Here is a 26,774-nt window from a genome sequence, read left to right on the forward strand (position 1 = left end):
ACTCGACCGACCCAACTGCAACAAAAAGCGTTAGATTTATTGGAAGTTTCTCTGATTTGTACCCAGTAACGGGGCGCTGGAAATTTTCTTAATCCTTTCTACAGCACGGGTTATGGCTTTTTGTCAACGGGGAAGTCCAGAAATACTAAACAATCAACCTATGATCGTTTTCATTTATGGGGTCAAGCTTTATCAGAAGTATTAGATATTAACTTCAATATTCCTCAGATGGAAGACAATCGTATTATTTTTAAGGGGTTAAGATAGTTGTTTTTTTACTATGCCGAAATCTCTAAGATTTAGACAACTAACCAAAGAATTAAATCGACTCAAAAAACAATTCCTACCTCGTAAATTCAGCGAGATAAATGACTATTCTGAAAGACAATTAGCTTTAACTTTTGCCTATCGAGTTTTTGCTCATGCTGAGATTGAATCTTATCTTGAAGATCGAGTTTGGGATACAGTACAGACAGCAAAAAATATCTGGGATAATCAAGGTAAAGCTGGTCGAGTTTTGTTATGTGTAATCGCTTTTTCTGGTCAAGAAATGGAAAATCCTCCCGACACCCTTACTCCTCTTAAAGGTAACAAAAATGTCTCCCTAGACAAACTGAAAATAACTAAAAAAATTGACATAGTGATTAGATGTTTTAAATCAGTTATCGATCAAAATCATGGGATTAAAGAAACTAACCTATTAAAATTACTCTTACCAATCGGCATCGATAGTGATGACTTAGATCAAGTTTGGTTACTAAATATGAATACTTTTGGAAAAGAACGCGGTGAAATCGCTCATTTTTCGGGAATAAAAACGAAAAAAACGCCTAACCCTGCCGACGAATTAGAAAGAGTTAAACAAATTATTCAAGAATTAGAGAAAGTCGATCAATTGATTACTAACTTGCTCAAGTAATTGCACTCTTAATAAAACTTAAATTGTTAATTATATCAGAAATACAGTATAATAAAAAGCAGAACGTAGGTTGGGTTGAAGCATGAAACCCAACACCCGCATAGTTTACGCTACCGCTAACCCATCCTACCAATAATTGTGCCTCCCTACTTACAGTATAATAAAAGGCAGACAATAGAGAGCTAATCATCAAAGTGAAACATAGACCAATTGCGATCGATTTATTTGCCGGCTGCGGTGGGATGTCCCTTGGTCTAGAAGCGGCGGGATTTGATATTGCTGTAGCGGTGGAGTTTGATGCAGTCCATTCCTTGGTTCATCATTTTAACTTTCCCTATTGTCAAACTATTTGCCGGGATATAGCCAAAGTAACAAGTAGAGAAATATGGGAATTATTAAAACTAAAAGGCTATGCCACCGATGTTAGTTTAATTGCCGGCGGTCCCCCCTGCCAAGGTTTTTCACTGATTGGTAAACGACAAATAGATGATCCTAGAAATTCTCTAGTATTTGAATATCTGCGAATTGTAGGGGAAATTAAACCCAAGTATTTTATCTTTGAAAATGTCCCCGGCATGGCGACGGGTAAACATAAACAATTTTTAGAGGAGTTAATCTCTGAATTTGAAGCTATTGGCTATGCAATCAATCAGCCAATTAAAATCCTTGATGCCAGTGAATACGGCGCACCACAAAAGCGCAGAAGATTAATCTTAATTGGTAGTCGAAAAGACGTGACGATGGCTAAATATCCCCTGGCAAAGACCGTAGATTTGAACTCAGCCAAAAAATCAGCTTTTACCAGCGTCTATGATACGATTTCAGATTTAGAATTAATACCGGCTTTTATCGATACTGATTTAGGCATACCTGCATCAAAATTAGATTATAGTGGTAAGAGGAAAAAATATTCAGTGCAGCCAGGGGATATTTTTAAACTTTGCCATCAAAGAACAGTAGATACAAAAATCTATGGACATATAGGCTCAGTTCATACCCAAAGATCAATTGATAGATTTATCGTAACCGAACCGGGTACAGTGGAACCAAAAAGTCGCTTTTTCAAGCTTTCTCCCACTGGTTTATGTAATACTCTCCGGGCCGGAACTAATAGTGACAAAGGGGCCTATACTGCTCCTAGACCCATTCACTATTCTATTCCTCGTTGTATTACTGTACGAGAAGCCGCCAGATTACATACATTCCCCGATTGGTTTCAGTTTCACCGCACAATATGGCATGGTTTTCGTGAGATTGGTAACGCGGTTATTCCGCTATTATCGAAAGAACTTGGCTCTTCTGTGATGGGAGCAATGAATATCAATACCGCTAATCTCAACCGAGTTATTTTAGAAAAAATGCCCGAAGACTTATTGCTATATAATATGTCTCAAGCATCAAACTATTGGGGAATCTCTGACGATGTTATCCCGAAAAGAAAACGAGGTGTCTCTCAGAGGCTGTTCGGTATTTAAATGATACCAATCAAAGAGTATTATCTTTTAGAAGCACCGCGCTATAATTTGCCGTTAATTCAGGTTCCTTCTGGTGAATATTTTTCATGGGAGATAATCGTAATCATAGCAACGATTTCCATATCTGGGGATTTTTACCAGTCAAGAACCTGATTAGCTGTGCAGTTTTTCGCTTTTTCCCACTGCATCGCTTTAGCTGGTTTTCTGACTTCTGTTTTCCGGCAACCTCAAATACCAGGATAAATGTAAAGATTTATTAAAATATAGTGTAGGATACAACGTTTGTGGCGGGGTGGTGTGTATCCTTTTATATTGGGAAATGTGGTAGAGCGTCCCAACCCTGATCGCAAAAACCGCCACAAACGACTCCCAACTGTATCTGTCCCTTTTAGAACGCCAAATAACTGTGGAGACTTGCTATGACTGCAACACCTGGTCAAAACACACAATCTTCGTCAGCCACTTGCTTGAAAAAACCAGATTTTCGTAGGGAAACTCGCTTAGGATTAGTGCTTTATGGTGGGGTTTCTCTAGCAGTTTATATGAATGGTGTTTGTCGAGAATTTTATAACGCAACAAGGGGTCGGGGGATTTATAAATTAATTAAAGCACTGACAGATTCAGATATTGTTGTTGATATTGTATCGGGAACTTCAGCGGGAGGAATTAATGGAGTTCTCTTGAGCTATGCAGTTGCTAATAGCTACGAAAAAATTGTAGTTGACTTTAAGGAATTTGGAGATATTTGGCGAGAAAGTGGAGATATAAATAAATTACTGCGTCCGATCAAAAAAGAAAATAATCAGACCAATGTCAACTCTCTTTTAAACGGCGAGGGATACTATCAGGAAGAACTTTTTAAAGCTTTTGAAAAAGCTGGAAATAACCAACAATCTGCTCCTGATGGAGAATGGTATTCAGAGTTTAACGAATTAGATTTGTTTATCACTGGCACTGATGTTTTAGGAAGAATCTATAAAACCTTTGACAACACTGGAAAAGTCATCGAAATAAAAGATAATCGTTGCGTTTTTCATCTTAAATATCGAGAAGATCAAGATTTTGGAGATCCTTTTTCTACGACAGATAAAGATACTCAACAAGCCTTAGCTAAACTCTGTCGAATCACCTCTTGTTTTCCCCTGGCTTTTCCCGTAGTACCTGTCGAAATCAAGTCTGATAATAAGGTAGATAACCAACTACAAGAATGGGGAAAGCTTTTGAGAAATCGCATCCTTCCGCAAGAACCTCCAAAAGAGGGATATAAAATCTATTTTGTTGATGGGGGAGTTCTAGATAATCGTCCTTTTAGTTATACCACTGAAGCCATTTATTATCGTACAGCAGATCGTCCTGTCAATCGTCAATTATTTTATCTCGATCCCAATCCGGAAAGCTTTGTTGACAGTACCAAATTTAAAGAAATGGAGCAACCTACTGTTTGGGAAGTCATCACAGGTTCTCTAATCAGTTTACCCAGATATGAAAGTATTAGCAAAGATCTTCAACAAATCAAAGGTATTAACGACAAAATTCGTCGCTATAATTTGTTATTAAAAAGTGTTGATGAAGAAGTATCTGAACAAACAACAGAAGCCAAAAATCGTTATTGGAGGTGTCGTTTAGTCAGTTTAAGAGATAGTGTTCTCTCCGTAATTTTTGACAATCAATATTTTGTTGGAAAAGAACAAGAACAGGAAGAACTATTAGAAAAAAGTGCCAGTTTATTGACCCAATTTATTAATAATTCTGAGGAAATTAAAAAGCGAGAGGAAACTTTAAACTCCCTAGCTCAAGATGTTGAAAATCTAGATATTCAATATGCTATTAGAAAACATAACTTTCTCTTGTCCCAAATTTACTCTCTGATATCTGATGCTATTACTAAAGATACAGATGATATTACCAAATATACAGAGTTGAAAAATTTAGCCAATAAAATCACTTGGCTGCTAGAGTTGCTCAAAGTCATTGATCAGGTTATCAAAGAAGTGATAAAATCCGAACCTGTTCGACAAAAATTTTATCAACTCATCACAGAAGAGGAAGAGGACAATAATCAAGAATCTGTAAATTTGAAGCGCAAAAAAATATATGATTATCTATTAACGTTGTTGCGTCTTATCTTAGATAGTCAAGATTTAGCCGATGTTACCGTAGAAAATCTCAAAGAGCTAGATTTTGACAAAATCAATTTTATCCGGGGACAATTACGGAACAGGGTTAAAGTTATGGCTCTAGATCAAGATTGGGAAGCATTAACTATAACCAAAGGTGAAACAATATTAGAAAAAATAGAACAAGCTTCTGCGAAGTTGTTAACTGAACAATCGGAGAATGTAGAATCAGCAATTGGCAAATTTGAGAAATTTCAGCTAATTGATCAAGTAATATATCCCTATCAATATTTGTCCGATGTCCAAAACAACAGTCTAATTAAACTTGTTCGTATTTCTCCCAATGATGCTGATAAAGGATTTGGCAAAGATAAGGGACTTGAAGAAAAATTAGCTGGAGATCAATTTCGTGCTTTTGGAGGCTTTTTTAAGAAATCTTGGCGTTCTAATGATATACTTTGGGGACGGTTAGATGGACTCAACCGTATTGTTGATGGGTTATTAACTTCAGAATCCTTAAAAGCCTTCTCTGGAGTTGTAAGTCGCCAAATTAAACTAGAACAATTCTCAGGAACTCAGGAAGAGAAAATTCAAGAATACGTCAAGCGACTTGTTGATGAATCTTTTCCCGTTGATGAATCTTTTCCCACAGAAACACAAACAGAAAAAAATGAGCTAATTCAAGACTTAATTAAACTTGCTCAACCTAATACAACCCTTGCAAAAGAAGAATTAGAAGAATTCTTAAATAAGCTTGTCAGTTTAGGACATAGTGCTATTCTTAAGGAAAATTTAGGGAATGTATTCAAAGACGCAATTTCTGAACAATTGGAATGGAATCAACAAAAAATTGACTCAACTCCTGAGCCAAACTACAAATATGTTGGTGGCTATTTTGACAAAGCAGTAACTCCCTTAGCTGCTGCAGAAATTGCTAAACGTTCCCTAAAAGATTTAAAAGGGAAAGAAAAAGAATACTTCCTGGGTGAATATGGAGTTGGTTCAGAAACAATAGTGAAAGATATACCTTCTAATATTCTCAAAAGTTTAGGCGCTCGGTCAGCGATAATTTTGAGTTATATCATAGAATCTAGTAAGACTGGTAAGCGACTGCTGAGACTTCAATCTTATCAGCTTCTCAAACAAATTCTGAATATATACTATTTCCTGTCCCAAAGAAGTAGTCCCAGCAGCTATAAAACACAAGCCTCTCCCCTCATCTCTGCTTTGAAATCATTGCTTCTTTTTATTATTGGATTTGGAGTAATAGCCTATCTACTAAATGTATTACCAAGATGGGCTGTGTTGACCATTGCAACCTTAGCATTACTCTGGATAATAAAAAGCTTATTGGGACTATTATTCGGGAAGACCTCTAAATAACCGCTGGCAGCTGTGCCAAGGAAAAATCAAGGTCCTGTAGGGGTTGCCATGGGGGAGAGAATCTGGTTTATGATCGGCGCTCGCGTCCTGTAGGGGCGAAGCATTCGGGCATAACCTATCGCTGAAACCGTAGATTTCCTATCCGAATGCTTCGCCCCTACTTTTTCAGCAAACCCTACTTACTATCTTACTATCATTTTTATTATTCGGGAACCGTCCACCAAGCAAGAGCAAAAGCTTGTTCTTTCTCGTTAACTTGTTGACGATATTGAACCCGAATTTTATAGTTTCCAGAGATGGGGACAGGACAAAAAATATGCTCTAAACTATCACTATCACTCAGGGAAGCACAGGTGTATTTATTATTATCCTCCTGGGCAGGTAAAAGATAAACATCTAAATTATTCAGTCCGCGATCCTGGAAACTTTCATCGAGATCATAGAGATTATTGCGATTAGTATCGATTAGTTCTACCAAACGATCCCAAGCCAAAGTTATCGAAACAAAACTATTAGCTTTTAAGGGCTTCTCTAGGGCATAATCTTGATAACTATTAGCGGTAACTGTAGCGTAATCCCAACCAATAGCAGGAATAGATTCTGCGGCGGACCATTGACCATTACTAAACTGTTGGTAGGCGCGAAAAGTGTTAAGATGTCCCGTCCCCATCTGCATATCTAAAGGAATTTTCGGGTATTTATAAGCATCGGACTCTAACCAAGTTTTTTGGTCTTTAGTTAAGACCGTCCGTCTCATACCTAATCGTAACCCATCGCCCTTATCTTTAATTTTATCGGCAGCATTAAGCATTACTGCTTTCATCACTTGATGATGACGAGAATCGAGACTCCAATGGGGATTTTTTTGATTAATTTGTTGATCGCCGTATTCTTGTAAAAGTGCCACCGATGCCGTAATATGAGGAGCGGCGAAACTGGTGCCACTAACAGTATTTAATTTACCTTTGAGATCATAAAGCTCTATTTTATTGCCGGGAGCAACTAAATTAATTGACCGTCGCGAACCATCATTAATTTCCCGTTTAATTAAACTGCGACCAATACCCACCGGCAAAGCACTAATATTAGCAAAATCAACTTTAGTGAATTTTCCTTCTCTTGTCGCTGTATAAGCGGTAGTAATGCCGTTAAAATGATCGGTGGGAATGGGAATTCCTCCCTTACCTTGATTACCAGCAATTACATAAAGAACATCCTCAACTCGCGATGACCAATCAACACATTGAGTTAATAAAGCTTGACCATCTAATTTTGGTTCCTGTCGCTGATCTCTTTGCAAAGATTCCCCAAAACTAAAGTTAATTGCTCGCACATCACCGCTATTTTGTCGGGCAATATTTTGACTGGTAAGACATTCTTCCGGTTGTCCGCCGCGTCGCAAAGAACCCACCGCCCCCGAATATAATCTCGCTTTTGGGGCCACTCCGGGGATTTTTTTATCATCACTGACCATCACCGTTGCCACCATAGCGGCGTGATTATCTAGATAGGTGTTGGGTTTGGCAATTTGATCGCGAAAAAAAACACCAGCTAATTTATAGGGAGGCTGCCAAGCTGCCACTTTATCATAACCGAACTGAGCCGGTCGGCCGATTTCCACTTGACCGATGGCAATTTTTCGCCCTAATAAATTATAGGGTTCCGCCCGCAGGCGATCAGCATAAATTCCCTGTTCACCGATGGAATTAGAAAGAACTAGGGAAGGAAGGAGAATTATCGTTACTACTAACCCGACGACAAACCAAAACCCTCTTTTCATCATCAGCAATCCTGCGGCAGTAAGGTGATATCGATCCATTTTAAGACAGAAATCTCAGAAAATACCTAAATCTCTTTTTTGGCTAGGCGGGATGGTAATAAAAAGCCACGGACAAGATTAAATAGGTGGCTAGTAATAGGGTTCCATCTAACCAATTGGAACGACCAGTAAAGCTGATTAAATTAGTGACAACCACCGCTACAATCAAAGCCACCACGTTAAAGGGATTAAAATTTAAATCCATCGGTTGCTGCCAAAATTGACCGATAAAAACTAATAAAGGTGCCACGAATAAAGCCACCAATAAACTATCACCCATAGCCACGGAAACCGTTAAATCCATCTGATTTTTTAGGGCTAATTGAGTGACGGTAACTATTCCAGAAACATCGCTAATTAAAGGAATGAAAATCACCCCGATAAAGAGAGGAGTGAGATTAAATCCTTCCATCACCGATTCCACTACATTAACAAATAAATCTGACTCATAGGCTACAGCTACGGTGGAAGTAAGCAGCACAAGTAACCAAATCCAGACTTGAGCTTTTTCTTCCTCACTAACCTGATTGTCAGGGGTATTTTCATTACTTAATCCCACTTCGTAGAGATAGCTATGGGTTTTGAGGGAAAATAATAAAGTTAACCCGTAAACTATTAATAAAACCGTAGCGGTGACTAGGGAAAGACTGAGAATATCGGCAACTTCCACCACCTTAGAAGTATATATTACCAAAGTTGGTAAAGCGATCGCTATTACTGCTAAAGTCATGGAAGAACCATTTACCCGCGCTAAAATCGGTTTAAATTCCTGCTCTTTGTAGCGAATTCCTCCCGTGAGCATTCCCATGCCCATAAATAATAATAAATCGCTGAGAATACTGCCAGTAATACTGGCTTGTACGATGTCCACCAAGCCTTTTTTTAGGGCAATTAAGGCAATAACTAAAGTGGTAGTATTGCCAAAGATAGCATTAACTAATCCTCCCAAAGTTGGCCCGGTGACTACGGCAACTCTTTCCACAGCCGTACTTAACCAAATTGACAGGGGAATGATCGATAAAGCTGCAGTGATAAAAATAGCTTGATCTCCCCAATTAAGACGACCAGCGATCACCGATAGAGGAATAAATAATAGGAAAGCAAAGGAGACAATTTTTCTTAAATTCATGGGTTATTAATGGCGATTTCTCCCACCATTCCCGCTTCAGCATGACCTGGAATAGTACAGATTAATTTATACTTACCGGTTTTGAGAGGAACTATCACCCATTCTGCCTGTGCATTAGGTTTTAATTCTAGTTCGTGAATCGCCCCTTTAATCTCCACTTTTCCCGCTTCAACTTTCTGCGTCCAACTAGCATCGGCAAAGTCTTTAGCGGTAAAATAATGTTTAGTGGGACTGGGATTATCGAGAATTAATTTGTATTTTTGTCCAGCAATAAAGTCTAATTGACTAGGAAAGAATTTTAATTCTCCTTGCCCGGAGCCTAGACTAATTTTAACTTCTAGAGGGGCGGAGCCGGCAAAGGCCGGAAAAGTTACTAACCAACAACTAACTAAAACTATTACTACTGCCCCAAATTTTTGATAGATATCCTTGGCAGCGAAGTAGGGATTAGAATTCATTTTGCTCCTCCAGCTTATAATAGAGAAAATCCGACGGCTTTTAAGTAGCTAGACACAATCAATTACACATATCTAACTACTTCTTGCCTTTTGCCTATCCTAACCAAGAAATTAATTCTTCACGACTACTTAGGATAACTTTACAACAAGTGATGATTCTGACTGGCTCTCTTCCCTTCTATCCCTTAAAAGTCCCTTGGCCATGGTTAAAACCTCGGGACTTCTAGCCACTGTCATTTAAATCGACTAAATTAATCTAAGCTATCGGGAGAATGGGGATAAAGTTGTTCTGCTTCCGGACAATCTTCCGAGACATTAATATCAGGATTCGTCCGCGACACGGAGGCCAGTTTTCTGCTCACCGCACCGATACTTTCTAAACGCACCATTTCTTCCCAAGAACTAATCTCGTCTTCTTCTTCTGTTTCGTAGCGAATGGTGACGAGATCGCTTTCTAGATCGATAATACGAGCATTATCAATCCATCTTTGCTGATCGCGCAAGAAAATGCAGACTTCCTGACCATCCATACAGAATTGATAAATCTTGCGGTGTAACATAAATTGCTCCTAAACAACTTCTTTTGTTGGATTTAACTAACGGGAAGTGACAAAATGCCAATCTCAGCAATAGCTCAAAAATTCCCGCGGATAACACAAAAGGGAGAAAAATTCCGCTAGTAGTGGCAAGAATGGGTAAGAAAAGTCAGGTTTCCAGTTTGGGGCTACGTTCTTCAAAGACATCGATTCGATTAATAGACGGCCTCGGCGATCACTAAAAAATCGCCCTTATAGAGTCATTGTTACATAAATTTTCACTTCATAACAGTATCTGTGGATGGAATGGGGTGATGGGGTGATGGGGTGATGGGGTGATGGGGGAATTTCAACTAAAACCTCAACACTTAACCCCCTAACACCGATGCTGATTTAAAATAGCCATCATCTTTTGGGCCACCGCTGCTGTTTGTTCGAGCATGGCAAAATGACCACAACCGGATAACTCAATCACGTTGCCGCCAGTTTCAAACAAAGGATGAAAACTGGCCAGATGGTTAACGTACTTAACTTCCATAATCGTATCCTCTTTCCCCGCCAGAAAATAGACCGGCTGCGGGAGACGGGAGACAATCTGTGGTAAGAGATGAACTTCGCTGATAGTGGTGGTTTCCAAAAGTGACCCTAGGGCCGCTTGGTAATCGGCCCGGACAAAATCAATCACTCGCTGTTTGCCCCATTTTTTACTTAGGGTTTGCTTGACCATCATCCGCGAGAATAAAACATCAATCAAGGGAACACGGGGCAACCAAGGCGGTCTTCTCTCTAAGATCTGTCTTCCGGCTTCCCGAAATCGCTCAAATTCCTCCTTTAGATAGATGCCGCCGCCGGCATTCATACAGATTACCCCTTTAATGCGTTCAGGACAGCTATCCGCGGCCCACAAAGCAACACTACCACCGAGGGAATGACCGACTAACCAAGCAGCATCGAGGTTTAAGCGGTTAAGAAGGGTAATAACGTCTTGGGAGTAGGATTCAAGGTTATAACTGCTAGGAGGACTGTTAGAGGTGATTTTTTGGGAGTCGCCAAAGCCCCGGAGATCATAAACTAGACAGGGATAGTCTGGGGAGAGAATATCTACCAAAGGCTGCCAGTAGTGACGACTCAGCAGCCAACCGTGTATAAAGACTAAAACCGGTTTATCCGCTTGGGGCGAAAATAACTCGTAACTGTGGGATACTCCCGATATGTCGATGGTAGGCATATAATCAATCTCAACCTAAATTAAACCGTTGATAGGGGTTACTAGGGAAACTTCTAGAGAAAAAAAGGTGTATTTAGCCTTGTTTATAGAGCAAAATCGGGGAAGTTCCTAAGCTTCCCCCGATAGCTGATCACTCACTGCTATAGACAATTTCAAAAGCTTCTACTCAAGTATAAAACATTGGAGATACCTTCCTAAAATAGGATGAACACCCTAGACCAGGATTTATCTATGAAATGCGATCGCTTTTTGACTCTTTCCCTCGTGTTAAGTCTGGGATTAGTTTTTCCCCCTTCTTTACCCGCTCAAAATCCCCCCGCTACCACCTTTCACCCGGGTCCTTGGCAACCTGTTGCTAGGGTGAATATGAGTCGTCCCGTGGAGATCAAAATTATCAATCAAACCGATATTGACCTCAATTATGACCTATCGGCCAATATTAATTCCTCTCCCCAATTATTATCTCCAGGTGCGGAGACAACCCTAAGAGGTTTCGTAATTCCAGCATATATTCTGATTAATCGGGCTAATGCCGCCGCGGATCGCTATTCTTCTAGTTTAATCTATGCCGTAGAGGTCAATGATGATAATTTAGTCACGATTACTGTCACCAAAGTTCCGGGGAGTACCCCCGGTTATACCACCTTTAACATCAATCAACAGGGTGCTATTTATATTTACTAGCTCTAGCTTAGGGCGATCAGACTACAATTATATGATCGCGATCGAGATTTATTCGAGATCGATCGACAATTGTAACGTTTTAGTCAATTAACGGTAATTTCCGCCCCACGGAGGTTAAATTAATAGGGGTATAACTCCCAAATTAAGTAGCTGGTTATAATTAAATTAAAAATGGATTTTAGGTTCGATCCCCCCTAGCCCCCCTTGATAAGGGGGGAAGCCGAAGGCGGGGGGATCCCCCTTGATAAGGGGGGAAGCCGAAGGCGGGGGGATCCCCCTTGATAAGGGGGGTGCCGATCCCCCCTTAGTCCCCCCTTAATAAGGGGGGCATCTGATAATTTTTCAAGCCTACCTACTTAGCCTACAAAAGGTTAAAAAATATCCTACAAACCTGGCGAGGACAAGCATGAATACAATCACTAATTTTTTAGCTAGTGCTATTGTCGGTGGTTGGATTATGACTATGGCAGTTTTTGCTATCCAAAATATCCAACCAGTTTCTTTAAAGTTTCTACAATTTGAGTCAATTAAAGTACCCATCGGCATTTTATTGGCTTTTTCTTTGGGAATAGGATTTTTTATGGCCGCAGTTATTCCGACTTTTTTGAGAAAGTCGAAAAAATCTCCTCGCAGTCGCTTTTCTTCCCCAGAATCGGAGTTAGACGAATTGGATTTTTAAATAGTCTTTTGACTGGCTAATTTATCGGCTCTCTTAGGGTTTGGTGGGTAAAATGTGTTCTAAGATACAGTCTTGCCAGCGAGGGACTGGAACGAACCACAAAGACACAAAGGACACAAAGATCGATCGGTCTTATATAAGTTAAACTGATCACACCAAGAATAAGAGAGCCATTTATCGGCAGCATCCCGGGTGTATATTGTAGGAGCTAATTGCATTTTGTACTTTAAACAACATTATAATTTTTGATAGCTGTTCTGACTCTCTCATGAATAGAAGCAAATAAACTTCCTTGCCATAAATAATTAAATTTATTTTCTGTGATTAGATTGAGACAATTTAAAATTCGCTTTTCCCAGTCTTTTTGATTGTAAGTATCTTTTCCCCAAGCTTGATATAATTCTCCCTCACTAATGCCACCTAATTTATGAGATAATCGATTTCTATGATTACGCAATTCTTCAGAACCCCAAGCTTTTAAATCCTTAAAGTTTGCCTGGGGAGAAGTGAGAGCAATATACTTCTCTATTAATCTCTGTTGAGTGCGACTATCTAGCTTAATTTCAGAGACAGGATTGCCATTATTAACAAAAAGTTCTTTAAGAGCAGGATATTTATTCAACACAGATGATTGTAAAGATGAATAAGTATATTCAGAATTAACCATATAGTCTTTAAATTCATGTTTTAAACACTCATAAATTAAGCCTTCTACCGCTCGGAAACTATGAAGCATAGCCTCGGTTGTATTTTTTTGTTTTAGTCTAACTACTGCGGTATAAGCTTGTTCATAGGCCATCCACCAATATTGTTGATGCTGCTCTTTTTGTTGATTATTGAAACTAAAAGAAGCGGATTGAAAAAAATCTTCAAATTGTCCTTGATTCCAGCTTACTCCAGATTTAATTAGAGCATAAGTTTCTTTCCATTTTTGTTTATTTTGTTCATAGTAAGGTTTAACTAAGTTATGAAGACCAGCATAATCATAGCGTTCTAATAATTGTAGGGCTTGTTGTCGAGTGCGATCCCAAAGATAGTTAGTCCCTAAAAAAGGCCCGGTGTAATCTGAAGAAATTCCCTTTTGATTGTTAGAAGGGGTGGGAATAAATTCATAGAATTTAATATCGTTTCCATAAAAACTCAATCCCGAAATTCTCGACGCTTCTGAAGCTTGCCCCACCCCACCTTTTAAGCACAATAAAATGGGTTGATCGGGTTGAGGTTCTATATTTTCTTTCCATACTTGTTGCCACCAACGGAACATTTCCTCGAAGTTAGAAGGGTTTTCATCATTTCTACCTATATAGAGAATATTTACTACCAAATCAGAATTTAATTTATTTAGCCAATACTTAATTAATTCTCCTGAGTAAAGAGTATCTTTTTCTCTTTCTTTTACTGTTTCATTTTGATCAGTTACTACTAAATAAACTTTTTCGAGATCATTGATTTTATCTTCCAAAAGCTTACCCAGAATCACTGGTTTTACCTGATCGCCATAATATTCAATGTTTTCCCAAAGGTATTGGGATATTTCTCGAAAAGATGATTTTTCGGTCAGAGCTAAATCAGACACTACTTCTATCTGTTCTCCGAGAATATCACCTTTCATACGATCATCGCCAATATTATACCAGTCACCAGTGGTGACTTGAAACATTAAATCTCTGGTTCCGATCGTTGCAACTAAAATTGATTTCATGAGATTATAAAGGGAATATTTGAGCAAAATTTTGAGGACTTGTATTACTTCTTAATTGTTTGATAAACTCTTGACGGGGATTCAGATTAGCGCCGAATACAGTAACTATCTGGTAATTTCCTAAATCAGCAATCCACACGGGAGAAGGTTTAGCTCCACCACTGACTTTACCACAGAGATTACCATCATATTCTCTTTGACCATTTTTACCGGTAATTTTCAAAGTATCACTGTGAAGAATGGCTAAAGCATGGGGTTTACCTCTTTGTTCATTTCCTGCACAGACAAAAATTTGACAGTTACTATCGGCCGCATCAATCCATTGATTTTGTGAAACTTGATCTACTGTTCTGAGATTATTAGTATTGATATTGGTTTCACTAATTTTATCCAAAATACCATAAAAATCTTGCAATCTTTGCTGAAATTGTTGTTTAAACCCCTGCACATCCTTGGCAATTGCCCAAAAATCTTCTTCACTGTCAATATACAATGTCGAACCACGAAACCAGGGGGCGTATTCACGAGTTTTGCGAGAATAATTAGGTCGTCTTGCACCTTGACCAATACCACCCATATCAGCTAAAAACCAAAGCAAATTTTTAGCTAATTTTTTAACATCTTCTTGTTTATCTTTTGGGGTTTCAGAAGATAAAGATAAGACTAAAGTTCCCCGTTGTTCACCACAAGGATCATTTTTACCCTGAGCATTGGTTCGAGGTTCTTTTTGGGTAACTTTACCCTCAAGAATATTCACTTGTAGATAACCGTATTTTTTAGGATTAATACCTCCAAATAATTCAGCTTCAATCTTTTGAACTTCGTTAATAGGTAAAACTCCAGAGGCCAAAACACGAAACCAGTATCGCAGCATCGATTTAAAGGCTGTCGGACGAACTTCTGCAACGGGTGCGCTCCGCATTTGCCATTCATTGCGTCGGTGATTCCATTGCCATTGGGTGAATCGTTGATAACCATGAATTAATTGACCTTCTAGCTCAAAATTTAATCGATAAAAACTCGAATCGTTGTCATTTTTATTATTATCAGGATGAATATTATCATCAATTGGCTTTAATTCACCGTAACCACTATTTACTTGTGAACCTATACCAAGCTGTAGCCCTTTATTAAGCCATTGTCTTACCTGTTCAAGTATCTTTTCATCCTCACAGTTACTAGCTAGACGTAAACCAATTAAAAAAGTTGGTTCTTTGAGAGATAAAAAAGGATTAGGGTTAGGAGAATATTCCATAGAATCATCTTTACATGACCAAATATTATTAGCCATGTCCATTTCTAACCCCCCGTTTTTAGAAGGTAAAGGATAGGCATCAAAAAAGACAACTTTACCCGTTTTATTTTTTTCCTCTTTGGCGTTTATATCGCCAAAATAGAGAGTGGTTTTTTCCACAGCTTCTTTCCATTCCAGATTATTTGTCGCCATGATTTCTCGGATGGCTTGGTTTCTGGCAACACCGCGCAATGTACTAGATGGAATATAGGGCATTCCGAGGGCATCAAAGGCAGGTAAAAGAATACTTTCCGGTCCACGATGACCACCGACACGAATACGCCAGGTGGATTTGATTTGAAAAGTGATTCCGTCTTTCGCTAACAGTTGAGTACGTTGATTGAGTTGCTCAAGACGCTGAGTGTAGTTAGCATTTTCTTGGGCTGTTTGCAGAATTTGGGTTTTAGTCGCATCTTTGTGTGGATAGTCGGCAGCACGCATCCAACGGAGATATTCGACAAAACTGGCTGATTGGTCAGGTTGAGGTTCCTTTTCGGCGTTTAACCAGGGTGAGGGTTGAGGAGGATTATTATTGCCGCCGCCGCCACTAGGAGGCTTTTTGGGGGGTTGGTGGTTATTTTGCTGCTGTATAGCCGGATTTTTTAGGGTGGGTTTTTGAGGGGGATTAGGACGTTGTAAGGGGCTATGGGACATAATAATTATAATTTCCTTTCTAGTTCAATGAATTATAAAAACTGTGGTGACAATTTACCTGAGTTAGTCCCCACTTTCCACATCGGAATAGATGGCATTGGCCCAGAAGCTAAATTCTTGGGCGATTTCCAAGCCTAAACCCGTTAGACCCAGATAATCATCGGTAGATAAATCTTTGAGAGTAGTTAATCCTTGAGAATTAGAAAGATTATTTATTTGAGATAACTCTTCTAGGCATTGAAAATACTTTTTAACGACCTCTTTTTTTCCTTCTTGATTTAGGGTAGTTTCCTCAGCTTTTAGGCGCATCATTCCCCAAGTCGAAAGATAGATATAAAGTTCAAGAGCTTGTTTTTTTTGTTCTTTGCGGCGACTATCATCACCAGTATTTAAATATAATTCTTGTAAAGCATTGAACACGGGATTGCTAATCGTTCTAGGGTCGAATGTCACGGTTATTTTGGCTCCAAAAGTTAAAAAATATTCCCTGACCAAAGGGCATCAAGAGAAATGATAATATCGGGAAATGCGGCGGCAGATAAAGTTCCTGTAGTAAATTTTTCTTGATATTGATAATCAGAATTTATCGGTTGACGGAAAACATAAATCTCTCGATTTTTGATGGCAACTACCCAATATTCTGCAATACCAGCTTGGGCATAGATGTGTTTTTTTTCGGTTAAGTCTTTACTGAGAGTTGAGTCGGAAATTTCGATTAACCAAAAAATTTCATCAGCATAGGGATGATGATCTCGATAGCGAGAACGAGGGGGAAAAACTACAGCGATATCGGGTTCAGGTTCTGAGTTTTCTAAGGTAATGGGTCCAACTTCTCTTACCCATGCTTTATCCTTGAGACGTTGACGGAGAAAGTGGGCTAATCCTTCTCCACTGTCTTTATGTAAAGGGCCTTCTGGACTCATTTCGAGAATATCTCCATTCAGTAATTCTACACGCCGATCGATTAAAATTCCCGCCGCAATCATGCGATGATAATCGACCACTGACCATTTAGCTAAGGCAAGATTATCAGTCATAAATTACCTCTACAATTGTTGCACAAAACCGCGTCCTAAACTTTCCTGCCCACCGATTTGAATAATGTCATTGTTTGCTAATAACCGTTTAAAATCAGCTTGGGATTTTTGTTTGGTTTGATTAGCTTGAGAGGTGACACCCCAAGGAAAATACATTAAGGTGTCGGGGGGAATAGCTTCTTCATAACGAAGTCCACCATCGACGGATTTATGCTCATCTAATTTAATTTTAACTTGTCGCCATAAACTCATTTGAATGAGAGTCGTGCAATGCTGATCAGGCAATACTAAGACTTGATTAATGCCACTGCTGACAGAGTTTTGGGGAATAAAACTTGACCAAGTTGACCAGTCTTTTAGATCATTATCCTTGAGAATGGCATCCTTGAGATAGACGTTCCTGTTAGCTCTTTTAAAACTACAGCTATATTCGGGGGGAATTGTCAGACGAGGATTAGTTAATCTTGTCCAACGACGGAGAAGTAAAGGCGAAGTGATCCAGACGACACCGTGACTTAGAGAAGAGATGGGCAACCAGAGAATCGAACCATCTCCTATCCAGATGTCTCCCTGTTCCAAGTTTTCTGCACCTTTATCGATTTCATTACCGAATAACTTAAATTTTAGGGTTTCTTCGGTAGCTAAAGAACGGATTTTCCCGCGAATCGTACTGGAGGGAATATATGGTAAAGTGGTATGGGATTCACGAGCAATACCCACTAGATTGCCTTCTTGAGTCATGCCTCCGGTGTGTAGGGGAGAAAGTAGATAGAAGTGAATTAAGTTCATGATTAATTAACCTGAGTTCAGGATAAGTAAAAGGACGGGTAGTAAGCTGAAAGTAACCTAAAATTCCGATAACCTGTCCTAATATTTAGTTTAGATGCTTTATTTGATCCTGTAGATGATTTCTGTCACCAGTTTGAAGGGCATTGGCCTCAGAAGTTATGGCATCATGGAGTAATCAAACGAGTAAGGGCAAAAAGTCGGCTCGCTTATTCTTTGTTTGATCAGTTTAACTTAACTATAGAAGCGATCAATTTTTGTGTCCTCTGTGTCTGGAGTGGTTCCTTCCACTCCCTCGCCAGCAAGACTGTATTTTAGAATACATTTTACCCACCAAACCTAAGAGAGCTAAAAGTCTCTGTTTAAGTGAGATAATGACCATTTTGATTGCTTGTCATCAAAATCATTAACGCAATTTTCAGCACTTCTATCTCGATCCTGTAGGTTAACTATTCTCCTTATAGTTTATCCAAAGTAATTCTGAGTAGCCTAATTTGCGCCAGCGTTGGTGATATTCGGGACTATCGGGCTGATCTTGAAATAGGCGCTCGGGTTGATTTAAATAGTATTGACTACCCGGGGGGGCGGCGAAGACTTGGGGGGCGGGAATGCTAGTATTTTCTTTTGATTGAATGCGGCAACTGATGGGGATAGCTCGATCGGTTGCGACACTGACTAAATTGCCCGGTTTCTGATTACTATTAACAGTATGGGCGAGTTTCCATTCCCAGGGCCAAGAGCGACAAATGGCTTGATTATTATCGTGACGGCGTTCAAAAATACCGGGGGTAACGAGATAGGCGATCGCTTTATTTATTTGTTTAAAGTTCTCCTCGGATTTTTGTTTTAACTCTTGCCATTGTTGACCTAAATTATCGCATTTTTCCAGTATAACTCGGTGTCCTTCTCCTCCTAACCGCAAAGTTGTGGGAGTGGGAATATTAACATCAATTCCGATCGCTATACTCCAACCGGGTAGCATTCGGATCGCTTTTTCGACAAAGTATCCATCGGCATCTTCTACCTGTTTACTTCCCGGTTTCATGGCGTTATGGGAACGAATTTCTTCTCGCCAGGGTTTATCTTCTCCTTTGTGTTTTACTAACCAGCAAGGGTCGATCGCTCCTGTTTTTAAATAATCGAGAATAACTTTAAAAGGTAGATACTGACGATATTTACCTTCGTTCTCTTCTTCCGCTTGATTTTCTCGATTTTGGCAATTTTTGTTAGGTTTAGCCTTAGCTAAGGGGGCAGGTTTCAATCGATCCCAAAATATATGGTTTTCTGAAATCGTTAAATTATCACTCCAAGAAACAGGAATTAATGGGTCAGAATTGGCGAATCCTAAAGGACGGGGTAGATATAAAGTATCTCCAGCAAAAGATAGGAATGGACCGGTGATTTTAAAATAACTATTTTTAGAGCGATCTAGTAAAGCACTTAAAGCCCCGGCGATCGTGTAACTGTTGGGGGGAAATGTACTTCCCACCCAGGCTGTTTCCTTGGAGCTAAAGGGTTTCGCATCGCGGAGGAGAAGAACATCTAGGGGAGTGATTGTGTACCAATACATGACAGGGAATCTCCGATCTTAATCTCTCTTTTTCGAGTCATAAAAGCTGCTAGTTTAAGCCAATTGTTGATAGCTTTATTAAGAACTTTTGGTGTGTTTTCTGTAGTTTGCCAAAGGCTATCTAGAAAGTTGCCAAGTTCTTTTTGAATCTGCTCTGTTTGTTCTTTTGATAAGTTCTCGCGACGGCTACAGAAGGCTTTTGTCCAGGGAAAAATCGCTTCTTGTACTGGTGCGGGATGTTGTTCCCAAATTGTCGCAGCTTGTTCAAAGATACTGGCATCTAAATCGAATTCTAAGAGTTTTTGCCATTGATAAAAAACATCAAACTTAGCTGTAGATTTTAGGATGTTTCCGTTGCCGTAGAGAACGCGCACTTGTACAGCGTCTTTTTTGACTTTTTTGCCGTCAAAGTCTTTATAGGCGTGTTCCTTGGCTTTTTTCTCGGCTTCCCAGAGATTTTCTAGGGCGATAGCGAGGGGTACGGAATGATGAGCAATGACAATACCGAAACTGATAGTCGCCCACTTTCCCATGGTAAATAGGGGACGTTTGGAGAGATTTTCGGGAGTTTTTTCGCCTTTCCATTGCCAATAGTCACCGGCGTTATTAAATTCGCCATGGGGGTCTTTTTCTCCCTTAAAACATTGGCGGATATCCCATAACCATTTATCCCATTCCCAGAGATTAGTATAGGCAAGAATATTATCACCGCCACCATAGATTAAGCGTCCTGCATAGCGTTGTTCGGTGAGGTAGGGAACGAGTTGATTAGAGAAGTCTAAAAGGGCGCGACTGAGGGCGCTATGGGTAGATGGTCCCATGGGTTTATCGAGGGTGACAAAATCGGCAAAAGCTTTTTGCACTTCTTTTTCTAGGGTATCGGTTTCGGTCGGGGGATGATCGGCGTATTGATGAAGTGACTTAGGGATATATTCTCGATAGGGTTTCATTTTTTGGCCTTTTAACCATTCCCCCATTCCGTCACCATCTCCTGCGGCGATAACATACCAATCAGCCGGGTTATTGTTGGGATAGTTTTGGTCAATTAATTGGCTTAATTGATGGCGATAATTAGCCATTTCTTCATCGGTAATCTCTAGTTCTTCTACTAACCATCCCGCATTGAGAAATCGAGGGTGATAACGTTTATATTCTGGTTCGATGTGATCGTCAATGTAGGGGATTCCCCAGGGTTGGGTAAGTGCCGGGGGAATCTTTTTCCCGTCTTCTCTTAACCTACGCGAGATGGTGCGACAAGCGTGATGAAAATGGTCGAGATCACCGCCTGTTTTGAGATAACCGGCGACTCCCACGGTTAAATCGGGATAAGCGGCATCTAGACGCTTTTGGTCGCTATTTTTTAAGAGTTTTGGCAGGATTAGGTGTAATCCGCGTTTAACGGTTTCGGTGGCGTTGAGTTGTTCGATCCCATCGAATAATCCGGCATTTCGTTGCCAATATTCTTTGCTTGCTTTTTCGCTAATCCAATCGTTGTTACTATCGGGATGGACGACGGGGCCAAGTCCAGAAATGGTGGAACGGGGGCCGAAAGCGGTGGGAATCTGCCAATCGCGGGCGTTTTTGACGGCAGCAAGCGCTGAACGGTTTTGATCGAAAGCACTACTCCACCAAGAACCAACATTAGAACTAAAGGGATGTTTTTTCCATTTCTCAAGGCGTAGTTTTCCAGCTTTTTGCAGAAATTCCCGCTCTTTTTCTAAGAATAGAGCTTTTTTATCGTAGAGATTATAAAGTTCGTTTTGTTTATCTGGCCAGCTTTGCGCTTTTTCTGGGTCTTCGGCTTGATTTTCGTCGATATTTTCGTTTTCTTTGTAAATTTCGCCACTGATGAGGGGTTGGTCTTCTCTACCGATGGGAACCCCCACATAATAGGTTTGCCATTGGGCATTTAACCAACTGTCCCAGGTACGACTATTTTCTTTTAATTTGGGCATCCAGTGACGTTCTGCCAATTCCTCGAAAACTTGCCGACTAATTTCTTTCCATTCTTTTAATAATCTAGATTTGGCGGTTTGCATAGCCGCCGCGACTTTATCTTTGGGCAAGACGAGGATAATAATGTGGGGAAATCCGGCGGTTAGTAATTGTTGATCGCCCGGTGGGTCGATCCAGGAGCTAAAATCGGGGTATTTTTCTAGTAACCATCGATCGATTAAGGGTTGTGCGTAGAGAGAGGGATAGATCAAACTATCGGGGCCGTATTGTTGGGCCAGTTGCCAGCAGACTTGAGCAGATAGATAGTGCAGAATCCAAGAACCTGCCCAAAAATCGCGCATTTTGCGGCTGGCTTTGATTAGTTCTTGCACAGGGGAAAAGGTGAAACTAACGAGATAAGCGTGGGATAATTGTTTTCCTGTCGGCCATTTATTGACCACATCCTCGGAGGTGAGATCATATCCCGCTAGGGCCCCGGCGATGGCTGCCGTTAAACTGGCATGACTCCAGATCGATCCGTCCGGTATTCTGGTTTCGGCGGGCATTAAAAGCAGATTTTCGTCATCGAGTAATTTCGTCGCCGCTTGGGGAAGACAGCGCCATAACCACCAAAATAGTTCTTTAGCTTCGTTTTCTGAGATTCCTGTGCGTAATCTGGCGGGAATTTGGTTAAATAGTTGGTTTTCCTGTTCTTTTAAGTAATCTGTGCGGTTAGAAGCGATTTTCTTATGGGTTGTGTCGGCTAATTTGAGATCTAAGGGTTCTCCGGAGAGGAGGTGACGCAATTCTAGACCTGTTTCTCGATCGTAGTTAACGAATTGGGTTAAACTACCGATCGCCGATCGATCACTGGCCGAGGTGATATAGTCAGCTAGTTTGATTTGTTTAAGAATTTTTTTAGTCGATTCTTCGGGGTTATATTTTCCCCACAACTTCATTACTTCTAAATCTCTCCAAAAGCTGTCACCACCCCGTCCTGAGTTGCTATGCAGTGCTTTCAAGACGGGATCTCGTAGCAATCCCCAGATTTTCGCTTGCCAGTATCCCAGGGCCACAAACGCCTCAACTTTTTGCCGACTGATCTTCTCGTTATACTCAATATGCCCCAGTAATCCTTGAAGATAACAGGGTATTTAAAAGATTTTTAGTAAAATGCTTCAAAAGCTTATCCTGTCTGAGTTTCTGCTAATATAGATTTTTTTTCTATGATTAGAATATTTGGATAGTTTTTTGTCTATGCAAACTCTTTATCCGGTAAAATCCCTCGACATACCACAGGCTGGAGATTTTAGCGGTTTATATGGCTGATTTACCTAAAAATTGGGTTTAAAGCCTCGCCCTTTGAGGCGACTTTATAGGATGATTGAATGGCAACTTGACAAGATATTTATAGTAATGTTACATTAACCCCATCTCTATACTCACTGAAGAAATTAGTTGAATGGAAACAAATGGATTCTCCCGACTTCAAGTTTTCAACTGCCTGACTCTCTGCTTGTGCTTAGAAATTAGTTGAATGGAAAGATAAGGTCGAGGGCGAACCGCTATTTACAGGCTTTTCTCTCTACTCGCACTTAGAAATTAATTGAATGGAAAATTATTGTAGGGCTAATTCATGAATTAGCCCTACAATTCAATTAAAGCCATTTTCCTATCTCTACTCGCGCTTAGAAATTAATTGAATGGAAACATTTGTCAGGTTAATTCATGAATTAACCTCTCTACTCGCGCTTAGAAATTAATTGAATGGAAACACGCTTTAAATTTTGGATTGAAATTTTGTATTTAAGTAGGTAGGCGTTAAAAATTATCAGATGCCCCCCTTATTAAGGGGGGATTAAGGGGGGATCCCCCCACCTATCGGCACCCCCCTTATCAAGGGGGGCAGGGGGGATCGAACCTAAAATCCATTTTTAATTTAATTATAACCAGCTACTTATCTCTCTACTTGCGTTTAGAAATTAGCTGAATCTCCCCCAATCCCTTTCCTGTTGACCCTTGCAAAAGTGCCTCATTTCAATAGGCAATTTAAATGCGCGGGCAGCTTATTCTATATGGTAATGTTTAATTTTATTCGCGTAAAAGTTGCTTATGTCCTTACCTGAACTCCCTCTTCATCTTCAATTAACCCAAATGGTTTCGGGTTACTGGCTATCTCAGGCCATCTATGCTGCGGCTAAATTAAGTCTAGCCGAGCATTTAAGCAAAGGAGCGAAATCCTGTCAAGATTTGGCCTCCCTAACTGAGACTAATCCTGCTGCTTTATACCGACTGATGCGAGCATTAGCTAGTGTGGGAATTTTTCAAGAAACTGAATCTCAACAGTTTATACTAACTCCCTTAGCCGAACATTTATCTAGTGACCATCCCCGGTCAGTAAAAGCGACAGCGATTATGTTAGGAGAAGCCCCCCATTATCAAGCCTGGGGAAATGTGTTACATAGTATTAAAACGGGACAACCATCCTTTGATGATGTCTTTGGGATGGGAGTCTTTGAATATTTTCAAACTCATCCGCTAGATGCAGAGATTTTTGAACAGTCGATGAATAGTTTTTCTTTTTCGGAGGAGAAGGCTATTTTAGCTGTGTATGATTTCTCGGAATTTCAAACCCTAGTAGATGTAGGTGGGGGATACGGTGAGATGTTGGGGACAATCTTAGAGCAATATCCCCACCTCAAAGGGATTCTTTTTGATGAAGAATATGTAATTTCCCATTGTCAACCGACTTTAGAAAAACACGGCATTCTCCATCGTTGTCAAACCGTTGGGGGTAGTTTTTTTGAATCCGTACCGTCGGGAGGAGATGGCTATTTACTAAAACATATTATTCATGATTGGGATGATCAACGAGCGATTGCTATTTTGAAAAACTGTTGTCAAGCTTTAGATAGCAATGGGAAAGTTTTAGTCTTGGAAATGGTTGTTCCTGCGGGTAATAATCCTTCGGCCGCTAAAATGTTAGACCTAAATATGTTAGTTATGTGTCCGGGAGGTAAGGAAAGAACCGCAGAAGAATTTGAGGAATTGTTGAGTCAAGCGGGATTAAAATTAAATCGAATTATTCCAACTCAAGAAGATATTTGTATTATTGAATGCGTTAAAAAATAATAGAATAGAAAACGGGTTTATTCAAGAAACCCGTTTTCTATTGTTTAGATATAAGTAGCCCAAGATTTTGCCCAGGCAAGAATTTCATGAACTCGATCGATGGTTGAAGATTCACAGTAGAGACGCAAAACCGGTTCTGTACCACTAAAGCGAATTAACAACCAACTGCCATCTTCTAAACGGAATTTATAACCGTCCATAGGATTACAATCAGTCACTTGTTTACCGGCAATTTCCCTTAAGGGTTCCTGATCCAAAGCAGTAATTAACTGATCGCGAGCTTCCATATTAGCTAGGGGTAAATCAATGCGATCATACTGAGAATAAAAACCAGTTTTATCCTGTAATTGCGCGTAAAGATCGCTTAAATCTTGGCCCGATTCTACCACCGCTTCCAAAACGTATAAAGCTGATAATAAAGCATCCCGTTCGGGAATGTGAGTACCATAACCGACACCTCCGGATTCTTCCCCACCAATTAACACAGGAGTGGTCAACATTCGATCAGCGATATACTTATAACCGATCGGGGTTTCAAAGACCGATAAACCGTATAAACTGGCTAATTTGGGGATTAAATCGGAACCGCTCACCGTTTTGACAATTTCCCCTCTCATTCCCTTTTTGCCGGCTAAATGCTCGATTAAAATCGGGATGAGATTTTGGGTGCTTAAAAAATTCCCCCGACCATCGATCGCCGCCACTCGATCGCTATCGCCATCGAAGACCAAACCTACTCGCAAAGGGGCTAAATTGGCGCTGTGAGCCAGTTTATCGATGATTTCCGTCAAATTTCTCGGTAAAGGTTCCGGAGAGCCGCCACCGAACAAAGGATCGCGATTGCCGCGTAATTCCGTGATCCCCACCCCCAAAAGACGCTCTAAACCGGTAGCCGCCGCACCGTGCATAACATCGGAATAAACTTTTAGTTGTCCCGATTCGATCGCCTCGGCAATAGCGGCAATATTAACTTTTTGGCGTAAACCCTGACAATAACCTGACCATGGCTCAAAAGTGCTTAATTTACCAGCAGCTGCCTTAAATTGCGGCGGATTAGACAATAAAGCTTCAATTTGTTGGGTAATTTCCGGCGAGACAGAACCACCAAAATAACCTTTAACCTTCAAACCGAGATATTTAGCCGGGTTATGACTGGCGGTTAACACGATCGCACCGAGAGCATTTTCTGATCGAGCTGCCCAACTAAAAGCGGGAGTGGGAGCATAGGATTGGGAGAGAAGCACATCAAAACCTGCTTTTTGCAGCGATTCCGCCGCAGTTTGAGCAAAATCCTCCGCCATAAACCGCCGATCATAGCCGACGATCATCGTCCGCGAACCCGTGATCTGACCATAATTATCCGCTAAAACCTGAGCCGCCAAGGGAGCGAGCAGAGCGACTCGATCGAAAGTAAAATCGGCGGCGATAATCCCGCGCCAGCCATCGGTTCCAAATTTAATCGGGTTCACGGTGGTCATGATTTACGAACTACCCCTAAAATATCCATTTTCCCAATACTGTAACCCGCTCCGTACTCTCTGGACACTCATTTTTCCCGATCATCGGTTTTTGCCGCCGGATCGAGCGCACCGGCTTCACTGATTAATAATTTTTCCATTAACATTTGTAACTTCATCCGTTCTATATAGGGCCATCCCCCGGTTTCCTCGATATCCCGGAGTAATCCGTATAAGTCCTTACGAGTATTGGGTAAAGATGGCTCGAACATCTGCTCGCGAATTTGCCGATGTAAATTTTCTAAAGTTCGCAGCAACCTTAACAAACCGTTACAATCTCCCTGTTGTTCTTCGGCGATCGCTGTCACCGTCGTTACAAGGGAATGCAGTTGGCTATCTAATTGGCTATTATCTCCCGGCAATCGGCTATTCATCGAAATTTCTGCACCTGAAAACAGTCACACCGATCATATCAGTCATCAGCTATGAGTTTCTTAGAGCCTTCTGACTTGAAAGAGGGTGTAGGGTGTAGGGTGTGGGGTGTAGGGTGTGGGGTGTGGGGTGTGGGGTGTGGGGTGTGGGGTGTGGGGTGTGGGGTGTGGGGTGTAGGGTGTGGGGAGAACAAAGCTGCCTATTGCCTATTGCCTATTGCCTATTGCCTATTGCCTTCTGTCTCTCCTCTCCCTGTCCCCCATCTTCTCAATGGTCACGGATCTTTGATAAACTGAGTTTCGGTGAATTGGCCCGACCGATTCGATAATTCATCAGGCTATGGATCAA

21 protein-coding genes are annotated in these 26,774 nt (G+C 40.5%); 7 read left to right on the top strand and 14 right to left on the bottom strand.

The window, feature by feature from the left end:
- Nucleotides 1-280 precede the first annotated feature (280 nt).
- The 4 genes from IM450_RS08945 (at nucleotide 281) to IM450_RS08960 (ending at nucleotide 5,894) form a co-directional block, all read left to right on the top strand.
- Nucleotides 281-919, top strand: a complete 639-nt coding sequence (locus tag IM450_RS08945; protein WP_287669139.1) for a HEPN domain-containing protein — start codon at nucleotides 281-283, stop codon at nucleotides 917-919.
- A 194-nt stretch (nucleotides 920-1,113) separates the two neighbouring features.
- Nucleotides 1,114-2,394: a DNA cytosine methyltransferase gene (locus tag IM450_RS08950; protein ID WP_287669142.1), complete on the top strand. Its 1,281-nt coding sequence runs from the start codon at nucleotides 1,114-1,116 to the stop codon at nucleotides 2,392-2,394.
- A gap of 86 nt (nucleotides 2,395-2,480) precedes the next feature.
- Nucleotides 2,481-2,654 carry a S26 family signal peptidase gene (locus IM450_RS08955; protein WP_370445071.1) on the top strand — a complete coding sequence of 58 codons (174 nt, stop codon included), beginning with the start codon at nucleotides 2,481-2,483 and terminating at the stop codon, nucleotides 2,652-2,654.
- A 159-nt stretch (nucleotides 2,655-2,813) separates the two neighbouring features.
- A complete protein-coding gene (locus tag IM450_RS08960; protein ID WP_287669144.1) occupies nucleotides 2,814-5,894 on the top strand; it encodes a patatin-like protein in 3,081 nt (1,026 codons plus the stop codon).
- Nucleotides 5,895-6,096: 202 nt separating this feature from the next.
- On the opposite strand, the gene IM450_RS08965 is transcribed toward IM450_RS08960, so the two are convergent.
- The 5 genes from IM450_RS08965 to IM450_RS08985 form a co-directional block, all read right to left on the bottom strand.
- Complete coding sequence (locus tag IM450_RS08965) at nucleotides 6,097-7,713, bottom strand: S8 family serine peptidase (protein ID WP_287669147.1); 1,617 nt, start codon at nucleotides 7,711-7,713, stop codon at nucleotides 6,097-6,099.
- 43 nt (nucleotides 7,714-7,756) lie between these two features.
- Nucleotides 7,757-8,842: a calcium/proton exchanger gene (gene cax / locus IM450_RS08970; RefSeq protein ID WP_287669150.1), complete on the bottom strand. Its 1,086-nt coding sequence runs from the start codon at nucleotides 8,840-8,842 to the stop codon at nucleotides 7,757-7,759.
- Nucleotides 8,839-9,300 (bottom strand): cupredoxin domain-containing protein, encoded by a 462-nt coding sequence (locus IM450_RS08975; protein WP_287669153.1) that lies wholly within the window; start codon nucleotides 9,298-9,300, stop codon nucleotides 8,839-8,841. The genes cax and IM450_RS08975 overlap by 4 nt, the downstream gene beginning before the upstream one ends.
- A 251-nt stretch (nucleotides 9,301-9,551) precedes the next feature.
- Entirely contained in the window at nucleotides 9,552-9,860 is a 309-nt protein-coding gene (locus IM450_RS08980) for a DUF6679 family protein (protein WP_002735547.1), read from the bottom strand.
- Between the two features lie 352 nt (nucleotides 9,861-10,212).
- Entirely contained in the window at nucleotides 10,213-11,064 is an 852-nt protein-coding gene (locus IM450_RS08985; RefSeq protein ID WP_287669155.1) for an alpha/beta fold hydrolase, read from the bottom strand.
- Nucleotides 11,065-11,295: 231 nt separating this feature from the next.
- On the opposite strand from IM450_RS08985, the gene IM450_RS08990 reads away from it, so the two are divergent.
- Nucleotides 11,296-11,748, top strand: coding sequence for a hypothetical protein (locus IM450_RS08990; RefSeq protein WP_043997674.1), 453 nt, complete (start codon nucleotides 11,296-11,298; stop codon nucleotides 11,746-11,748).
- Nucleotides 11,749-12,154: 406 nt separating this feature from the next.
- Nucleotides 12,155-12,427, top strand: a complete 273-nt coding sequence (locus IM450_RS08995) for a lipopolysaccharide assembly protein LapA domain-containing protein (protein WP_287669159.1) — start codon at nucleotides 12,155-12,157, stop codon at nucleotides 12,425-12,427.
- 226 nt (nucleotides 12,428-12,653) lie between these two features.
- On the opposite strand, the gene IM450_RS09000 is transcribed toward IM450_RS08995, so the two are convergent.
- The 7 genes from IM450_RS09000 to cas10 form a co-directional block, all read right to left on the bottom strand.
- The gene (locus IM450_RS09000) at nucleotides 12,654-14,129 is read right to left on the bottom strand and encodes a hypothetical protein (RefSeq protein ID WP_287669161.1); all 1,476 of its coding nucleotides are present in this window, start codon (nucleotides 14,127-14,129) and stop codon (nucleotides 12,654-12,656) included.
- Nucleotides 14,130-14,133: 4 nt separating this feature from the next.
- The gene (gene cmr6, locus IM450_RS09005; RefSeq protein WP_287669163.1) at nucleotides 14,134-16,077 is read right to left on the bottom strand and encodes a type III-B CRISPR module RAMP protein Cmr6; all 1,944 of its coding nucleotides are present in this window, start codon (nucleotides 16,075-16,077) and stop codon (nucleotides 14,134-14,136) included.
- 63 nt (nucleotides 16,078-16,140) lie between these two features.
- Complete coding sequence (locus IM450_RS09010; protein ID WP_287669165.1) at nucleotides 16,141-16,530, bottom strand: hypothetical protein; 390 nt, start codon at nucleotides 16,528-16,530, stop codon at nucleotides 16,141-16,143.
- A gap of 20 nt (nucleotides 16,531-16,550) precedes the next feature.
- Nucleotides 16,551-17,114 (bottom strand): Uma2 family endonuclease, encoded by a 564-nt coding sequence (locus IM450_RS09015; RefSeq protein ID WP_287669167.1) that lies wholly within the window; start codon nucleotides 17,112-17,114, stop codon nucleotides 16,551-16,553.
- A gap of 9 nt (nucleotides 17,115-17,123) precedes the next feature.
- Nucleotides 17,124-17,903 (bottom strand): type III-B CRISPR module RAMP protein Cmr4, encoded by a 780-nt coding sequence (gene cmr4, locus IM450_RS09020; protein ID WP_008200464.1) that lies wholly within the window; start codon nucleotides 17,901-17,903, stop codon nucleotides 17,124-17,126.
- Nucleotides 17,904-18,345: 442 nt separating this feature from the next.
- Complete coding sequence (locus IM450_RS09025; RefSeq protein ID WP_287669171.1) at nucleotides 18,346-19,470, bottom strand: type III-B CRISPR module-associated Cmr3 family protein; 1,125 nt, start codon at nucleotides 19,468-19,470, stop codon at nucleotides 18,346-18,348.
- Complete coding sequence (cas10, locus tag IM450_RS09030; protein WP_287669173.1) at nucleotides 19,443-22,481, bottom strand: type III-B CRISPR-associated protein Cas10/Cmr2; 3,039 nt, start codon at nucleotides 22,479-22,481, stop codon at nucleotides 19,443-19,445. Before cas10 ends, IM450_RS09025 begins: the two co-directional genes overlap by 28 nt.
- A gap of 1,036 nt (nucleotides 22,482-23,517) precedes the next feature.
- Here cas10 and IM450_RS09035 point away from each other — a divergent pair.
- A complete protein-coding gene (locus tag IM450_RS09035) occupies nucleotides 23,518-24,537 on the top strand; it encodes a methyltransferase (protein ID WP_287669175.1) in 1,020 nt (339 codons plus the stop codon).
- Between the two features lie 44 nt (nucleotides 24,538-24,581).
- Here IM450_RS09035 and IM450_RS09040 read toward each other — a convergent pair whose 3' ends face one another.
- Both IM450_RS09040 and IM450_RS09045 read right to left on the bottom strand, forming a co-directional pair.
- The gene (locus IM450_RS09040) at nucleotides 24,582-26,015 is read right to left on the bottom strand and encodes a phosphoglucomutase/phosphomannomutase family protein (protein WP_287669178.1); all 1,434 of its coding nucleotides are present in this window, start codon (nucleotides 26,013-26,015) and stop codon (nucleotides 24,582-24,584) included.
- A gap of 68 nt (nucleotides 26,016-26,083) precedes the next feature.
- Nucleotides 26,084-26,428, bottom strand: coding sequence for a hypothetical protein (locus tag IM450_RS09045; RefSeq protein ID WP_002773423.1), 345 nt, complete (start codon nucleotides 26,426-26,428; stop codon nucleotides 26,084-26,086).
- Nucleotides 26,429-26,774: the final 346 nt, after the last annotated feature.

The organism is Microcystis sp. M083S1 (assembly GCF_020246405.1).
GTDB classification, from domain to species: domain Bacteria; phylum Cyanobacteriota; class Cyanobacteriia; order Cyanobacteriales; family Microcystaceae; genus Microcystis; species Microcystis aeruginosa_C.

Bases quoted from the DNA above. Each gene is read 5' to 3' on its own strand.
- IM450_RS08965 (WP_287669147.1), bottom strand. From the start codon at position 7,713: ATGGATCGATATCACCTTACTGCCGCAGGATTGCTGATGATGAAAAGA.
- IM450_RS08955 (WP_370445071.1), top strand. From the start codon at position 2,481: ATGGGAGATAATCGTAATCATAGCAACGATTTCCATATCTGGGGATTT.
- IM450_RS08985 (WP_287669155.1), bottom strand. From the start codon at position 11,064: ATGCCTACCATCGACATATCGGGAGTATCCCACAGTTACGAGTTATTT.
- IM450_RS09000 (WP_287669161.1), bottom strand. From the start codon at position 14,129: ATGAAATCAATTTTAGTTGCAACGATCGGAACCAGAGATTTAATGTTT.
- IM450_RS09040 (WP_287669178.1), bottom strand. From the start codon at position 26,015: ATGACCACCGTGAACCCGATTAAATTTGGAACCGATGGCTGGCGCGGG.
- IM450_RS08990 (WP_043997674.1), top strand. From the start codon at position 11,296: ATGAAATGCGATCGCTTTTTGACTCTTTCCCTCGTGTTAAGTCTGGGA.
- IM450_RS08995 (WP_287669159.1), top strand. From the start codon at position 12,155: ATGAATACAATCACTAATTTTTTAGCTAGTGCTATTGTCGGTGGTTGG.
- IM450_RS09045 (WP_002773423.1), bottom strand. From the start codon at position 26,428: ATGAATAGCCGATTGCCGGGAGATAATAGCCAATTAGATAGCCAACTG.
- cmr6 (WP_287669163.1), bottom strand. From the start codon at position 16,077: ATGTCCCATAGCCCCTTACAACGTCCTAATCCCCCTCAAAAACCCACC.
- cmr4 (WP_008200464.1), bottom strand. From the start codon at position 17,903: ATGAACTTAATTCACTTCTATCTACTTTCTCCCCTACACACCGGAGGC.
- IM450_RS09035 (WP_287669175.1), top strand. From the start codon at position 23,518: ATGTCCTTACCTGAACTCCCTCTTCATCTTCAATTAACCCAAATGGTT.
- IM450_RS09015 (WP_287669167.1), bottom strand. From the start codon at position 17,114: ATGACTGATAATCTTGCCTTAGCTAAATGGTCAGTGGTCGATTATCAT.
- IM450_RS08945 (WP_287669139.1), top strand. From the start codon at position 281: ATGCCGAAATCTCTAAGATTTAGACAACTAACCAAAGAATTAAATCGA.
- IM450_RS09025 (WP_287669171.1), bottom strand. From the start codon at position 19,470: ATGTATTGGTACACAATCACTCCCCTAGATGTTCTTCTCCTCCGCGAT.
- cax (WP_287669150.1), bottom strand. From the start codon at position 8,842: ATGAATTTAAGAAAAATTGTCTCCTTTGCTTTCCTATTATTTATTCCT.
- IM450_RS08960 (WP_287669144.1), top strand. From the start codon at position 2,814: ATGACTGCAACACCTGGTCAAAACACACAATCTTCGTCAGCCACTTGC.
- IM450_RS08980 (WP_002735547.1), bottom strand. From the start codon at position 9,860: ATGTTACACCGCAAGATTTATCAATTCTGTATGGATGGTCAGGAAGTC.
- IM450_RS08975 (WP_287669153.1), bottom strand. From the start codon at position 9,300: ATGAATTCTAATCCCTACTTCGCTGCCAAGGATATCTATCAAAAATTT.